Raw genomic sequence first — 16,907 nt, forward strand, 5'->3', positions numbered from 1 at the left:
TCCGCAGTAGCTCAGTGGTAGAGCTATCGGCTGTTAACCGATCGGTCGTAGGTTCGAGTCCTACCTGCGGAGCCATATTATAGAGAAGTACCCAAGTGGCTCAAGGGGCTCCCCTGCTAAGGGAGTAGATCGCGAACGCGGTGCGAGGGTTCGAATCCCTTCTTCTCTGCCAGAATTGGCCCGTTGGTCAAGTGGTTAAGACACCGCCCTTTCACGGCGGTAACACGGGTTCGAATCCCGTACGGGTCATACTAAAAGAGATAGCATAAACTGCTATCTCTTTTTTGTTGTATAAAAGTGGACTTTGGATAGTCTGCTTTTTTTTATGGATTTCTTGTATACTTTTTTCTATTTGAATCGTCTAACTAATAGAAAGGAGAGAGCGATGGAGTATGAAAAAGTTATTATAGAATCATCTAAAAGTATTTATAGGTACTTGCTTAAAATTGGAGTAACACCAGTAGAAGCTGAGGATATTGTTCAAGATACGATACATAAGGCATTATTATCTATACCGAATATGAAAATTACGTATATAAAAACATGGCTATTTCAAGTTGCGATTAATAGGCATCGTGATCTTGCAAGAAGGCACAAGCGTATTGAACAAATCCCGATTGAATCTGTTCAACTTATTGGAATGAAGGGACTAGACGAACCGCTGTTAAGAAAAGAGCTTCAAGTAGAAATACAAAGTATACTTGGAAAGATGAATCCGGTGTATAAACACATTCTTTTATTAAAGTATGATTATGAACTCTCTTATAAGGAAATAGCAACCGTATTAGAGATGAAAGAAGAGACAGTATGTGTTTCCTTATACAGAGCTCGCAATGAATTTAAAAAGCTGTATAGGAGGTTTGAAGATGGGCAGAGATGAATTTGATTTTGATATAGAATCGAGTAAAGTGTCAAAAATGTTGAAGAAGGCGAAGCGAAGACAACTCTTAAAAATTACAGTAATTTCAATTTCACTTTTTATTGTTCTATTCTTCGGTTTTATAATAGTAATTTCACAATTGAATAATAGAGCTTACTTAGTTATGGATCGTGACCTAAATATGATAAGACAAATTACAAGACCTAACACGGAAAGAGGCGTAGCAATTACTTCTAACGGTTTATTTAAAAGCACAGTAGAGTATAAAACATATAAGGTTATTGAAGGGAAACCCGTTAAGTGGGAAGATGAAGTGTATGAGTATAAAGTTTGGAATACATTTCGCCGATTATCGAATGTAAATCCATTAACAATAGCTGATAATGTTGTAGTGGGGAATGAACGTATTAATAAGACAAGTGAATTGTATAATAATCAAACGATGGAAAGAGAGATGCAGTTTTATCTCCCATTTGCTTCATATAATAGTTATATAAATGATATAGAGAAAATAAAAGACGAAAAGAAAGTAGCTGAATTGGCTATATCTTTTGATAAATCGTATAAAGTATCTGAAATAAAAGAGATGCTTCCAGAAGGAGTCCATCCTGTTTGGTATTGGGTAGATACATATTATGATAAAAGATCATATCATGTAGATGACGTCACTCAAAGTGCTTATGAGGTATACGGTTTTAAAGCAAAACCAGGTGATATTGAATTTGGGAATGGAACGGAAAAAGACTTTCTTTTAGCAATTCAAAATGGATTAGAACAAAAGGGAAAGTATTATGAGGAATATGAACGTATATATGACTACCTAAAAGGAAAGAAAATAAAACCAAGTGAGCAAGATGTAAAAGTTATCGGTGTTGTTGTGACGGGAACGGCTGTGGATTTACAAAAATTAAACGGTCAAAATTACGTAAAAGCTGCTGTTTTAGGGGCTACTGCGGAAAATAAATAATATATAGAAGAAGCTGTCTCCCAATAAGTAATCTACTGGAGACAGCCTTTTTATGCTGTTATTATTGGCGGGTTTTGTCGGTAAATCGATATTCCTTGTCGAATCGTTGATATATTTTGAGTTACGGTAGATGTATTCTAAAAATCGTTGATATATGTAAATAATCGCCGATATAATTTCACTTATCGACAAAAACCATAAGAAAAACCCTTTCACAATCTAAAGAAAACGCCTCCATTGAAATGGATTCCACACCTATTCCAATAACTTTACACTCTATGTGAAAAAGTTCACAAATAGGTCATAATTTGTGAAGTAATTCACAATGATACGTGCTACAATATGAATGTAAAGAAGTTAAACAACATTAAATTAGTATTTTAATTAATTACTTAAACAATCATAAAAAAATATATGTGAACAATAGAGAGGGGAAATTAACATGAAAAAAGGTATCAATCGTGTAGTATTAGTAGGAACAGGAGCTGTAGGTTGTAGTTACGCTTACTCAATGATCAACCAAGGTGTTGCTGAAGAATTCGTACTTGTAGATGTTAATGAAGCAAAAGCAGAAGGGGAAGCAATGGACTTAAGCCATGCGGTACCATTCTCTCCATCACCAACAAAAGTTTGGAGCGGTAGCTATGCAGATTGTAAAGATGCAGATTTAGTAGTTATCACTGCGGGATTACCACAAAAACCAGGTGAAACTCGTTTAGACTTAGTTGAGAAAAATACAAAGATCTTTAAACAAATCGTTCGCGGTATTATGGATAGCGGATTCGATGGAATCTTCTTAATCGCAACTAACCCAGTTGACATTTTAACTTACGTAACTTGGAAAGAATCTGGTCTACCAAAAGAGCGCGTAATCGGTTCTGGTACAACTTTAGACTCTGCTCGTTTCCGTTACATGTTAGGTGACTACTTGGATGTAGATCCACGTAACGTTCATGCTTACATCGTTGGTGAGCACGGTGATACTGAACTTCCAGTATGGAGCCACGCTACTATCGGTGTACAAAAACTAGAAACAATCTTAGCTAACAACGAACAGTACAATCAAGAAGACTTAGATAAAATTTTCGAAAACGTACGTGATGCAGCTTATCATATCATCGAGCGTAAAGGTGCAACTTACTACGGAATCGGTATGTCACTACTTCGTGTAACTAAAGCGATCTTAAACAACGAGAACAGCGTATTAACTGTATCTGCATACCTTGAAGGTCAATACGGTGAGAAAGATGCTTACGTAGGTGTTCCAGCTGTAATTAACCGCGAAGGTGTACGTGAAATTGTAGAACTTGAGCTAAATGAAGAAGAAAAAGTGAAATTCGCTCATTCTGTAAAAGTATTAAAAGAAACAATGGCACCAGTACTATAATAATTGCTAAATAATTCAGAGGTGGGAAACTGCTTCTTACCTCTGAACTTATATAATTTAATATAAATTCCTTTTCCGGTTTCCCTTGTATATCCCCAATATACCCCTTTTGCTGGATAAGGGTCGTTTATAGAAAAAGAGCACTCTACGTAAAGTAGAGTGCTCTTTATTATCCCGCTATTTGCCGGGCAGTAAGACCCCGATTGGTGCGGGCTAATAATCAGTGGGGGTGAACAAAACCCCCACTGATTAAAGTTTCACTTTATTATTTTTTAGGCGTTAAGCCCAATTTCTTTAAAATATCTGCGAGTGTACCGCTTTTTGATTTTTCTACAGCTGTTTGTGATTTAGATGCATCTGGTCCTTTTTTCAAGAAGTTCTTTTCAACGAAGCGAATGTCTTTTTCATCGACAATTCCGTCGCTATTAAGGTCGCTGCCTTTTACAGATACTCCTTTTTTACCATAGTTGCTAGCGATAATTTCAGCATCTTTAATATCAATGACTTTATCACCATTTACATCACCGGCAAGGTTTTCGTCAGGTCGTGCATAATAATATTGGCCAAGTAGCTTACCATCTTTTTCAGTACCTAATTTTGTTGTTAGACGGCTTGTTAAATGCCCTGGTACTTCTACGTATAAATTATAGTCACGATTATTAACAGGAAGTCCATTCAGTTTGAAGTATCCGTATTTATCTAGTGAGCCTTCAAACTTATGACGGTAAGAATCAGTTGCATATACTTTTACACCAAGCTTTGTATAATCGAGCTTTTCATCTAAATATCCACGTTCATTTAAGAATGCACCAGGTTTAATATTTCCTTCTACTAGTGAGTTTAAGGACATAACTGAGAATGTTTGATCTTGAAGTACACGCATTCTATTCGGTTCTGTTTCACCTTGTTTCCAGTAAACAAAAATTGGTGATTCTAATTGGGCATTTGCTTCATAAAATTCATCATTTTCTACTTTGAAAGTTACATCAATGAACGGGAAATCACCATCTAATCCGGCGAAGTTTTTATCATCGATAGATCCGCCTACTGTAACAGAACCGGCTTCTAATTTCGGCTCATTCACTTTTGCGATTACGCCTTTTTCAGAAAGTAGCTTTTCAAAAGCAGGATTCAATTTCGCATTTGCAAATTTGAAATTTTTCTCTAGGAATTTTACGTTAAATTCCCCTGCAACAAATTGTTTTACGTGTTTTGCGTTTAGTGTTACAGTAAGTTCATCATTTTTGTATACTTCTTTTTTATCATAACTCGTTTTCGCATATTGAGCACCTTGTGGGATAAACCAATAGTTATTTACACCGCTTGGATAATCAGGACCTGCAGTTGCATAATCGAAAATATATACGCCTGTGTTCATTGGTCCTTCTACTTTAAAGGATTCAGGGGTAATGCCAACTTTAAAGTCACCATCTGCATTAATAGGTAAAAACTTATGCAAGTATGGAGAATAGTCATAATACATAACTCCGTTCGCTTCTTGCGTAATGTTTAAACCTTTTCCTTTTAAGTAATCAACGTTCGAATCATACACATTTCCTTTAATCCATAACGCTTTTTTACCGTCTTCTACTGTATAATTTTCTTCATTTAACTCATAAATGCCAGGTTTTAATCCAGTTAATTTCACTTCAGGTGGTGTATTATCGATTACGACATAATCGCCTTTTACACGTGCTTTCCCAGCTTTATCATAGCCGACAAACTCAATTGTGTAGTCTCCTTCTGGTAAATTGATTTTCTCATCACCAATTGGTTTCGCTGGATCATTTGTAAAAGGATACACTTTTCCGTTAAAGAATGAGTCTAGGTAGTAATACACATCAGTTTTTAGACCACTCGTGTTTAATGTTCCAATGAAGCCGAGCGCTTTATTTGTTTTTGAATCTTTCACGATAAGATCTAACGTTTCAAGTGGGCTGTTTAATTGGAATGCCCCGTGAACATATGATTCGCCGTATGGATTAAATTTAGATGTATCAGTTGAAATTGCTTTTCTTGATAATAGCGCATTTTCAATACCAGGTTCTGATACGCGAATAGAAAATGGAATTTGATATGTTTCTTCTTTATTTTTCGTATTTGTAATATGAATATAACCTTCATATCGGCCTTGTTTCACACCAGCTGGCACATTAATTTTTGCTTCAATTTCATCTGATTTTCCAGCATCAAGAGTAATTGTTTCTGGAACAGAAACTTTTACCCCATTTGCGGTAGCATCGTTAATAGTGGAAGAGGCTGGTGTATAAGAAATTTCTGTTTTAAATTCTTTTTTCTCTTGTTTATTATGATTAGCTACTTTTATATTTCGTTTTTGTTCAAGAGCTTCGCCGTCTTTTTGATAAAACTTACCGAATGCAATGGATCCAGTTTCTTCAGGTACTTCAATCACTTCATCATTTACAACAGTTTGTGTCGTATCTAACACTTTAAAGCTTGTTTCCGTATGAACGGCGTTGTAAGCATCTATTCGCCCAGCTCCAACTTCATACACGGAATATTTTTCTTTTAAATCATCAGCAGTGTTCATGAGAGACGCTTTTACATCAAATGGAGAGTATTCTGGGTGTTCTTGTAAAATAAGAGCAGCAACGCCAGCGATATGAGGAGAAGCCATGGATGTTCCTTGCATACGCTCATAGGAAACGTCATAGTTTTCGCCCTCTTGCGGATCGTTAATATATTCAGGTACTGTTGAAAGGACAGCAACACCAGGCGCTGTAATATCAGGTTTAATGTCATCATTTGTTGTAACAGGACCGCGTGAGCTAAAGTCTGCAAGATGATCGCCTTCTGTTTGAATGTAATTAATTTCATCGAAAGTTAAGGATGTGCTACCCTGTTCGATTTGAGCTTTTAGTTTTTCGCCATCTTCTTTCGTTAGGCGGAATGCTGGAATGTATTTTGTGCTTTCACCAACGTAGAAAGGAATCTCTCCATCCACATTGTTATAAATAATAACGGCTTTTGCACCGGCTTGTTTTGCGTTAGCAATTTTTTCATCAAATGAGGTTGTACCACGTGCAACGAGAGCGATTTTTCCTTTTACATCCTTTTTACTAAACTCGTCGGCTGTACCGATTCCTACAGATTCAATAGGTAAAGATTGTCCTTTGAAATCTTCTATTCTATCAGTGAAATTTTTGCCAAATAAAATCAAGTTAGGGAATTGTAATTGTCCAGCATGACTTGATAGTTTCGGTAAGGAAATAGAACTATCGCTTGCTCCAACCGTAATAGCAAATGGAGAAGCACCTGGTGATCCGAGTGTTGATGGATTTGGTCCAGAGTTCCCAGCAGCAACGACTGTAACCACGCCGGAAAGCATTGCATTATTGACAGCGATAGATGTTGGATCCAGCGGATTGTTGCTATCGTCACCTAATGATAAGTTAATAACGTCCATACCGTCAGAAATGGATTTGTCAATTGCAGCGATAATACCTGAACTATCTCCACTTCCATATGGACCGAGTACACGATAGTTATATAGTTCAATGTCAGGTGCAACACCTTTTACTGCTGAATCTGATTTGTTTTTCTTTTGAGCAGAAACAATACCTGCTACGTGAGTGCCGTGTGATGTGTAGAAGGCAGAACCACGGTTATCAAATTCAGGAGCACCAGATTGTTGCCACTCTGAATAAGTTGTTTCCATCGGATCTGCATCGTTATTAATAAAGTCCCAACCTTTTACAGAGTTTGGATCTATCTTACTAGAATCCTCGCCAGATTTTGAACGATAGCCTTTATACACGTCTTTTAAGTCAGGGTGATTGTAATCGATGCCTGTATCTAATACACCAACTTTAATACCTTTTCCGGTAATGCCCTCACTATGTAACTTATCTACCCCGATTTGTGGGATGCTATCTGATAGTTTTTGAGGTGCTTTTTGCTCAGCTTGTTTCGGTAAATTTAATTTCACTTCGTAATCTTTCCAAATACGTTTTACAACACCGATCCGTAACAATTCTTCAACTGTATTTGCCGGTAATGTCAGCGCAACACCATTTATCGCATGCTTATAAGAACGTTTAATTTGTACAGACTGGAAATTTCCCGATTTTACTGATGGACTGAATTGGTGAAGGCGTTTTAATCCTTCCTGGAATTCTTTGTGCTCTTGATTGATGCGCGCTTGTATACTTTCAGGAGTAGCTTGTAAGCCTTTTGCTTTTTGTTTTAATTCATTAATTTTTATTGGGGCAGTTTGAAATTCTACAATGATATTTACAGGCTCAGAACTACTCGTATTAATATCTGGCGAAATTGTAAAGCCGGGATTGGCATCTACAGTTTGTAATGCCAGGCGCTGTTCTTTAGAAAGCTTTGATAATAAAGACTGAGCGTTTGCAGAGTCAATTTGATTAGTAGGATTTTCAGCAAGTACATTGAACGGAAGGGCAGTTGAAAATAGAACGCCAGCCGTTACAATTCCGGTAACGAAACGATTTTTATTTTTCATTTATAGGCCTCCGGTAATTTGTATTTTAAAAATTATTTCTCCACGCCTTTTGTTTGCTCGGCATGGAATGTCCAGTTTAGCTGTAAGGAATCACCTTGGAATTTATTTTGATCTTGGTCGTTGTCTTCAAAGGAGAAGAGCACGTGTAAATAATCTGTTTCACCAGATGTAATACCATCTATTAAGTTATGACGTTCTAAAGATGTAGCTACATCCTCAGGTTTCATAGTTTTTAATTTTGATAGTTTTGTTTCCCACAAAATTTCATGATCATCGTTTGGATTCGATGGCTTTCCATCATTCACTAGAAACTTTACGATAATGTGGTCGCCCAAATCTTCACCGTCATTATTTAGCTTTACATCTGTAACTTCATATGATGTTTCAAGTGCTACTTTTGCAATATCCAATGATCCTTTATTTTCAAGTGTGAAATTTTTTTCAATAAAGTCACCTGGCTTTAAATCTTTCACATCAACGATTACACTTGGATTAATAGAAAGATCTAGTGTTCCAGCTTGAAATGAGTTACTAGATGTTTCAGAATCACTGAAGTAGGCGAATACACCGCCGCATGTAAGTGATAAGCCAAGCGTTGCTGTGACAACTCCCATTCCTACTTTTTGTTTCAATGACATAAGAAAGCCTCCTAATATGATTTTTTATGAAACGTTCGCAAAGTAAACACAGTATTCTAGTATGAATTATATTTACGAAAGTACAATGTTCTTTATTGAGAACAAGTATATGCTGATGAATTTTGCATTTCAATAAAATTATGACAAAAAATGTTGAGAAACATTTTTTTATGACAGATTGTTTTGCTACGGTTTTAAGTAGAAAATAGCATGAAGAATAGGCTAAACCTAATAAAATAAAGGTTGAGAAAAAAATGATAGTAAAAAAGATAGGGGGAAATGAAGCGTTTGCAATGAATATTCGTCAAAATTCGATATTTTACACGGAAATGTGAAGAAAAACAAACGTTTTTAAGAAAAAAACGAATGTTTTTTATAAATTAACAAGGATATCACAGTTTTTTGCAGAAATAGTTAAAGTATAAAAAATTCTGTCATCTTAGTGAGGTGAGCATATTGAGTGTAATAAATTGTGAAGAAGTGAAACGAGATGAGTTTCATACAGAAAAGTACTATGAGAGTTATAGCATCTTTGGCGCACATATTGTGACGGAAGATGAGATGCGAGGGGTACGATTTACAGTATGGGCTCCTCATGCGAAAGCAATGAGTGTTGTTGGCGATTTTAATGAATGGGATTATGAGCAACATAAGATGCTACAAGAGACAGAAGAGGGAATTTGGTCCTTGTTTATACCGCATATTGAAGAAAGGGAAATATATAAATATGCGATTGAAACGATGGCTGGTGACGTCATTTTTAAGGCAGATCCGTACGCTGTATATGCAGAAGTAAGACCGAATACGGCATCTGTAGTTTTTGATATGAAGGGATACGAATGGAATGATAAAAACTGGAGTCGTAAGAAAAAGAAAAAGCCGGTTTATAAAGAAGCGATGACAGTTTATGAATTACATTTCGGTTCCTGGAAGAAGAAAGAAGATGGAACGCTGTATTCTTATAGGGAAATGGTAGAAGAACTCATTCCGTATGTGGTGGAACATCAATTTACACATATTGAAATCATGCCGCTTGTTGAGCATCCATATGATCGTTCTTGGGGATATCAAGGGACGGGATATTATGCAGCAACGAGTAGATTCGGCACACCACATGATTTGATGTATTTTGTCGATGAATGTCATAAATATGGAATCGGTGTCATTTTAGATTGGGTGCCGGGGCATTTTTGTAAAGATGCTCACGGTCTATATTTGTTTGATGGGACACCGACTTATGAATATAAAGATAAGGATGTACAAGAAAACCAAGTATGGGGAACTGTCAATTTTGATTTAGGAAAAAGGGAAGTACGTAATTTCTTAATTTCAAATGCGTTATTTTGGATGAGATATTTCCATATTGACGGTTTCAGGGTGGATGCAGTTGCGAATATGTTGTACTGGAATAAAGAAGGACGGGAGCAAAGTAATGAGCACGCTGTTTCATTTTTACGAGAGTTAAATGAAGCGGTATTTGCAGAGGATGAAGACTTTCTTATGACAGCAGAAGATTCAACAGCTTGGCCACTTGTAACAGCTCCAACTTATGAAGGTGGACTTGGATTCAATTACAAATGGAATATGGGCTGGATGAATGACGTGCTGAAATATATGGAGTGTGCACCTGAATACAGGAAGTATATTCATGAGAAAATAACATTCTCTTTACTATATGCTTACTCTGAAAACTTCATATTACCGCTTTCTCATGATGAAGTCGTTCACGGGAAAAAGTCGTTATTAAATAAAATGCCAGGAGATTACTGGGATAAGTTTGCTCAGCTTCGTTTATTATATGGATATTTATTTACTCACCCAGGAAAGAAATTACTTTTCATGGGAGGAGAATTTGGGCAGTTTGATGAGTGGAAAGACCTTGAAGATTTAGATTGGAATTTACATGATTTTGAAATGCATCGTTATATGCATGATTACTTTAAAGAGCTCATAGCATTGTATAAGCGCTCAAAACCACTTTGGCAGCTTGATCATTCACCTGAAGGATTTCAGTGGATTGATGCTAATAATAATGAGCAAAGTATTTTCTCGTTTATTCGCCAAGGAGATAAACAAGAAGATGCGTTAGTTGTCGTATGTAATTTTACGAAAGCTACATATGAAAACTATAAAGTAGGTGTGCCAGATTTCGAGTATTATAACGAGATTTTAAACAGTGATGCGGAGCAATATGGCGGCTCGGGGCAAGTTAATAAAAAACGTCTTAAGGCGACTCTAGAACCGTACCATAATCAAGAGGCACATGTAGAAATTACAATTCCACCATTTGGCGTATCCATATTACGACCAGTGAAGACTAGAAAGGGGAGCAAAAAACAAGATGGCTCAAAAACAAAAGTGCGTAGCAATGTTACTAGCAGGGGGAAAAGGTAGTCGTTTAAGTGCATTAACAAAAAATTTAGCCAAGCCAGCTGTTCCATTTGGTGGTAAATATCGCATTATTGATTTTACGTTAAGTAATTGTGCGAATTCTGGTATTGAAACGGTTGGGATTTTGACGCAGTATCAACCGCTCGAACTTCATAATTATATCGGGATCGGCAATGCTTGGGATTTAGACCGAGTAAACGGTGGAGTCACAGTATTACCTCCTTATGCGGAGTCTTCAGGTGTGAAGTGGTACACAGGTACGGCAAGTGCCATTTATCAAAACTTAAACTATTTAAGTCAGTACGAACCAGAGTATGTCCTTATTTTATCAGGCGATCATATTTATAAAATGGATTACAGTAAAATGCTAGATTACCATGTTGAGAAAGAAGCGGACGTTTCGATTTCTGTTATTGAAGTGCCTTGGGATGAAGCGAGTCGCTTTGGCATTATGAATACGAATGAAGAGATGGAAATTGTTGAGTTTGAAGAGAAACCGCAATTTCCAAGAAGTAATCTTGCATCAATGGGAATCTATATTTTTAACTGGGCAATTTTGAAAGAGTATTTAGAAATGGATGCAAGAAATCCTGAATCTAGTAATGATTTCGGAAAAGATGTACTTCCGCTTTTATTAGATGAAGGGAAGAAGCTAATGGCGTATCCGTTTGAAGGATATTGGAAAGATGTTGGAACAGTGAAAAGCTTATGGGAAGCGAATATGGATTTACTTCGCGATGAAACATCATTGAATTTAAACGATCGTAACTGGCGTATTTATTCTGTCAATCCAAACGAACCGCCTCAATATATTGCGGAAAAGGCAAAAGTGGAAGAATCACTGATTAACGAAGGGTGCGTCATTGAAGGGGACGTGAAGCATTCTGTCTTATTCCAAGGGGTGACGGTGGAAGAAGGTAGTATTGTTATTGATTCCGTCGTTATGCCAGGAGCGAAGATTGGGAAAAATGTTGTGATTGAAAGAGCAATTGTTGGATCGGAAATGGTTATTGAAGATGGAACAATCATTCGTCCAGAAAAAAATGTTGACGATGTAGTATTAATTGCTGAAGGGAAATAGAAAAGGGGGATGAAATGAATGGGAGAAAAAATGTTAGGAATTATTAATGCAACGGGAAGTTTTACTTCCTTACAGAAAGTAACAGGGCATCGTTCACTAGCGGCGCTACCGTTTGGGGGCCGTTATCGACTCATTGATTTCATGCTTTCCAATATGGTGAATTCTAATATTCATAGTGTGGCGGTTTTTACAAGCCATAAAAACCGTTCGTTAATGGACCATGTTGGTTCAGGGAAACAGTGGGATTTAGATAGAAAACGTGACGGATTGTTTTTATTCCCACCAAATTGCCAATGTGACCAAGATGAGTTTGGATCTTTTGCACATTTTAGAAGACATATTGATTATTTTCTAAGAAGCAGAGAAGAATACGTTGCTATTACGAATAGCCATCTCGTAACAGCATTAAATTTCCAGGCGGTGTTAGAGCGACATATACATACGGCAGCTGATATTACTGAAGTTTGCCATGAAGGGGTTTCGCTTCAAACATACGTGTTAAAGAAACAATTATTGTTAGATTTATTTGAGACATATAAAGATGTGGAGCAATACAGTTTATTTGATGTAGTGAGAGAAAAGCGCGGAAAATCACTGCATATTGCTACGTATGAGCATACAGGATATGTAGCTATTATTGACTCGATTGAAAGTTACTATAAACATAGCTTAGAAATTTTGCAACCTGCTATTTGGAAGCAATTATTTAAGAAAGAAGCACCGATTTTTACGAAAGTAAAAGATGAGCCACCAACTCGTTACCTAAAGGGTGCAGTCGTGAAAAATACAATGATTGCAAATGGCAGTATTATTGAAGGGGAAGTAGAAAACAGTGTTGTTTCCCGTTCTGTTAAAATTGGAAAAGGTTCAATTGTTCGTAATAGTATTATTATGCAAAAGAGCCAAATTGGAGATAACTGTATAATAGACGGTGTTATTATTGATAAAGACGTGAAAATTGGTGACGGTGTCGTTTTAAAAGGAAACACCGATGAGCCGTACGTTGTAGAAAAAGGAAGCATTCAAAACAGTACGATTAATAGTTATTCTTGAAGAATCAGTGGGGGTCTTTCCTCCACTGATTAAAGTTTTAATTTAAATGAAAACTCGAAGGGAGGAAGCTGCAAGAAGAGTAATATATGCTTTTCGAGCAGTGGGACAACAAGTGAATATTTTATTTGCAGTATCAGAATGTGTACCGTTTGTTAAATCGGGAGGATTAGCTGATGTAGCAGGTGCGCTCCCAAAAGAGCTTAAAAAATTAGGTGTGGATGTACGTATTATACTTCCGAATTATAGTCTTATTCCGCAAAAATTAAGAGATGGATGTACGCTTCATAAAGTAATTAACGTTCCTCTTGGCTGGAGAAATCAATACTGCGGAATTTTAAAAGGTGAGCAAGACGGGATTACGTATTATTTAATAGACAATGAATATTATTTTAAGAGGGATTCTTTGTACGGTCATTATGATGACGGAGAGCGTTTTTCTTATTTTTCGAAGGCAGTTTTAGAGTGTATTCCGCATCTTGATTTTGAAGTGGATGTTCTTCATAGCCATGATTGGCATACCGCTATGGTTAATTTCTTACTTCGCGAAAAGTATCAAGACAACCCATTATATGAGCGTATTAAAACGGTATATACAATTCATAACTTGCAGTTCCAAGGTGTATTTTCTCCTGAAGTGATGTACGACCTGTTAGAGCTTGGTGATGAATATTTTCATAGTGAGCAGCTAGAGTTTTATGGAAATGTGAACTTTATGAAAGGCGGTATTATCGCTTCTGATCAAATTACAGCGGTTAGCCCGACATATAAAGAAGAAATACAATATGAGTTTTTCGGTGAGAAATTAGATGGATTGCTACGAAAATATAATGATAAGCTGAGTGGCATTGTAAATGGAATTGACACGAGCGTATATAACCCAGAAACGGACTCGTATATTACAGCTCAGTATGATGCAGAGTCATTATATGAAAAAAATGAAAATAAACGTGCATTGCAGCGTTATTTTGGTTTGCCAGAAAAAGAGGATACACCAATTATTGCAATGGTCACGAGATTAACGAAACAAAAAGGTCTTGATTTAGTACGTACTGTATTCCGTGAAATAATGGAAGAAGATGTACAATGTATTATTTTAGGATCCGGTGATTCAGAATACGAGCAGTTCTTTGAATGGATGGCATATGAGTATCCAGAGAAGGTGAAGGTATATATCGGATTTAATGAGGAACTTGCGCATCAAGTGTATGCGGGAAGCGATCTATTTTTAATGCCGTCACTGTTTGAACCGTGTGGACTTGGACAACTTATCGCATTAGCGTACGGTACGATTCCGATTGTAAGAGAAACAGGTGGATTAAACGATACTGTACAATCTTATGATGAAGAAACAGGAGAAGGAAATGGTTTCAGTTTCATGAACTTCAATGCACATGACATGTTGTATACGGTTCGCCGTGCAATTGAATTTTATCACGATAAGCCGATATGGGAACAGCTTGTAACACAAGCGATGACTGAAGATTATAGTTGGGAGAAATCAGCTCTTGCTTATAAGAAATTGTATAAAAGTCTCATGGAATAACATGTAGGTGGTGAAAAAATGTTTACTCATGTTGAAAGTTTCAAATCAGCCTTTCTAGAAAAGTTAGAGACGATGTATGGGAAAAGTTTCAAAGACTCTACAACTCGTGATCAATATAATACGCTTGGGTACATGGTACGTGAGTATATGAATAGTCAATGGATTGCAACGAACGAAAGCTATCGGTCTGGAGAGCAAAAGCAAATGTATTACTTGTCTATTGAGTTTTTGCTTGGACGTTTGCTTGGAAGTAACATCTTGAATTTAGGTATTAGAGATGTATGCGAGCAGGGGTTATCTGAACTAGGGATTTCATTGCAAGAGTTAGAAGAAGTGGAAGCAGATGCAGGCCTTGGTAATGGTGGCCTTGGACGTCTAGCAGCCTGTTTTCTTGATTCACTCGCATCTTTAAACTTACCAGGACACGGCTGTGGAATTCGTTATAAACATGGTTTGTTTGATCAGAAAATTGTTGATGGTTATCAAGTTGAATTTCCAGAACAATGGCTTCTTCATGAAAATGTATGGGAAGTAAGAAGGCATGATCAAGCTGTAGAAGTAAGCTATTTTGGCAGTGTGGAGCCGTTAGAAATGGATGGACGTTTAGAGTTCAGGCATACGAATGCAGAAGTCATTATGGCGGTACCATATGATGTTCCAGTAGTAGGCTATGAGACGAGTACTGTAAATACGCTTAGGCTTTGGAATGCTGAACCAGTTCCTTTCCCGCAAAACTGCAAAGATATTTTGAAATATAAGCGTGAAACAGAGGCGGTATCGGAGTTTTTATATCCAGATGATACGCATGATGAGGGGAAAATACTTCGCTTAAAACAACAGTATTTCCTCGTATCAGCAAGTTTACAAAATATCGTTCGTACGCATAGAGAAAGATATGGTGACCTTCGTCAATTACATGAAAAAATTGCGATTCATATTAATGATACACATCCGGTTTTAGCGATTCCAGAACTGATGCGTATTTTATTAGATGAAGAAAAACTAGCATGGGAAGAGGCTTGGCACATAACGACGCAAACGATTTCTTATACGAATCATACGACGTTATCAGAAGCGCTTGAGAAGTGGCCAATTCACATTTTTAAACCGTTATTACCGAGAATTTATATGATTATTGAAGAGATTAATGAACGTTTCTGTCATGAACTTTGGGAACGTTATCCGTACGAATGGCATCGCATTGAAGATATGGCGATTATTGCACATGATCTTGTGAAAATGGCTCATTTAGCAATTGTCGGTAGCCATAGCGTAAACGGTGTAGCAAAAATTCATACGGAAATTTTGAAGCAACGTGAAATGCGATTGTTTTATGAGTTTTATCCAGATAAGTTTAATAATAAGACGAATGGAATCGCTCATAGACGTTGGTTAATGAAGGCAAATCCGCAGCTGACGAACCTTATTTCAGAGGCGATTGGAACAGAGTGGAAGAAAGAACCGATTAAGCTGCAGGCGTTGCAAACAGTTCAATATGATGCGAGTTTCCAAGAGAAATTTGCAGAGGTAAAACAAGAGCGTAAAGGGATTTTAGCAGAGCGTATTCATAATAAAATGGGGATTACAATTGATCCAAATTCTATTTTTGACGTGCAAGTAAAAAGACTGCATGCTTACAAGCGACAATTATTAAACGTTCTTCATATTTTATATTTGTATAACCGTTTGAAAGAGGATACTAGTTTTACATTTTATCCGCGTACTTTTATTTTTGGAGCGAAAGCATCACCTGGCTATTATTATGCGAAAAAAATTATTAAATTAATTAATGAACTCGCAAGGAAAGTAAATAACGATCCGTACGTAAGCCAATATATGAAAGTTATCTTTCTAGAAAACTATCGAGTTTCTGTAGCGGAAGATATATTCCCAGCGGCTGATGTAAGTGAACAAATTTCAACTGCGAGTAAAGAAGCATCAGGAACAGGAAATATGAAATTTATGATGAATGGTGCGATTACACTCGGCACGTTAGACGGAGCTAATATTGAAATAAATGACAGGGTCGGTGATGATAACTGTTTCATTTTCGGTTTAACAGCGGAAGAGGTTCTTCATTACTATCAAAATGGTGGATATCGTGCAAGTGATTATTATCACCATAATATGCATATTAAAAAAGTAGTAGATCAGTTAACGAATGGTTTCTTTGCACAGTCGGGAGCTGAATTTGAAGCAATTTACGATTCTCTCGTTATTCAAAATGATGAATATTTCGTTTTGCGAGATTTTGGTCCATATGCGGAAAGGCAAGAAGCTGTAGGGCGTACTTATGAAAATCGAACGAAATGGCTAGAAATGTCGATTTTAAATATTGCACAATCAGGTCATTTTGCGAGCGATCGAACGATTTTGCAGTACAGTAATGAAATTTGGGGTATTGGTAATGCGGTTAAACAGTATTAAGTAAAAGTCCCTTTTGAAGGGACTTTTACTCATTATACAGAAGTGTGGTGA

Annotated in this window: 10 protein-coding genes and 3 tRNA genes; 11 read left to right on the plus strand and 2 right to left on the minus strand. The window is 36.8% G+C overall.

Annotated elements, in window-relative coordinates:
• From JDS95_RS18300 to JDS95_RS18325, 6 genes are all read left to right on the plus strand, one after another.
• Nucleotides 1–75 (plus strand) — tRNA-Asn (locus JDS95_RS18300).
• 6 nt (nucleotides 76–81) lie between these two features.
• Nucleotides 82–172, plus strand: a tRNA-Ser gene (locus JDS95_RS18305).
• Between the two features lie 5 nt (nucleotides 173–177).
• Nucleotides 178–249 (plus strand) — tRNA-Glu (locus JDS95_RS18310).
• 136 nt (nucleotides 250–385) lie between these two features.
• Entirely contained in the window at nucleotides 386–880 is a 495-nt protein-coding gene (locus tag JDS95_RS18315) for an RNA polymerase sigma factor (RefSeq protein ID WP_000455502.1), read from the plus strand.
• Complete coding sequence (locus tag JDS95_RS18320) at nucleotides 867–1,847, plus strand: anti sigma factor C-terminal domain-containing protein (protein WP_085450508.1); 981 nt, start codon at nucleotides 867–869, stop codon at nucleotides 1,845–1,847. The genes JDS95_RS18315 and JDS95_RS18320 overlap by 14 nt, the downstream gene beginning before the upstream one ends.
• 442 nt (nucleotides 1,848–2,289) lie before the next feature.
• Nucleotides 2,290–3,234, plus strand: a complete 945-nt coding sequence (locus JDS95_RS18325; RefSeq protein WP_000715347.1) for an L-lactate dehydrogenase — start codon at nucleotides 2,290–2,292, stop codon at nucleotides 3,232–3,234.
• A gap of 265 nt (nucleotides 3,235–3,499) precedes the next feature.
• Here JDS95_RS18325 and JDS95_RS18330 read toward each other — a convergent pair whose 3' ends face one another.
• The gene (locus tag JDS95_RS18330) at nucleotides 3,500–7,723 is read right to left on the minus strand and encodes a S8 family serine peptidase (protein WP_199690709.1); all 4,224 of its coding nucleotides are present in this window, start codon (nucleotides 7,721–7,723) and stop codon (nucleotides 3,500–3,502) included.
• Between the two features lie 32 nt (nucleotides 7,724–7,755).
• Nucleotides 7,756–8,361, minus strand: coding sequence for a CalY family protein (locus JDS95_RS18335; RefSeq protein WP_000053940.1), 606 nt, complete (start codon nucleotides 8,359–8,361; stop codon nucleotides 7,756–7,758).
• A 456-nt stretch (nucleotides 8,362–8,817) separates the two neighbouring features.
• Between JDS95_RS18335 and glgB the strand changes: the two genes are divergently transcribed.
• The 5 genes from glgB (at nucleotide 8,818) to glgP (ending at nucleotide 16,856) form a co-directional block, all read left to right on the plus strand.
• Entirely contained in the window at nucleotides 8,818–10,755 is a 1,938-nt protein-coding gene (gene glgB, locus JDS95_RS18340; protein ID WP_085450511.1) for a 1,4-alpha-glucan branching protein GlgB, read from the plus strand.
• Nucleotides 10,703–11,833 (plus strand): glucose-1-phosphate adenylyltransferase, encoded by a 1,131-nt coding sequence (glgC, locus tag JDS95_RS18345; RefSeq protein ID WP_000057607.1) that lies wholly within the window; start codon nucleotides 10,703–10,705, stop codon nucleotides 11,831–11,833. Before glgB ends, glgC begins: the two co-directional genes overlap by 53 nt.
• Before the next feature lie 18 nt (nucleotides 11,834–11,851).
• Nucleotides 11,852–12,886: a glucose-1-phosphate adenylyltransferase subunit GlgD gene (gene glgD, locus JDS95_RS18350; protein WP_144467216.1), complete on the plus strand. Its 1,035-nt coding sequence runs from the start codon at nucleotides 11,852–11,854 to the stop codon at nucleotides 12,884–12,886.
• 112 nt (nucleotides 12,887–12,998) lie between these two features.
• A complete protein-coding gene (glgA, locus tag JDS95_RS18355; RefSeq protein ID WP_085450597.1) occupies nucleotides 12,999–14,429 on the plus strand; it encodes a glycogen synthase GlgA in 1,431 nt (476 codons plus the stop codon).
• An 18-nt stretch (nucleotides 14,430–14,447) separates the two neighbouring features.
• Complete coding sequence (gene glgP, locus JDS95_RS18360) at nucleotides 14,448–16,856, plus strand: glycogen phosphorylase (protein WP_085450512.1); 2,409 nt, start codon at nucleotides 14,448–14,450, stop codon at nucleotides 16,854–16,856.
• Nucleotides 16,857–16,907: the final 51 nt, after the last annotated feature.

It is taken from the genome of Bacillus cereus group sp. N24 (assembly GCF_016483345.1).
Classification (GTDB): Bacteria; Bacillota; Bacilli; order Bacillales; family Bacillaceae_G; genus Bacillus_A; species Bacillus_A toyonensis.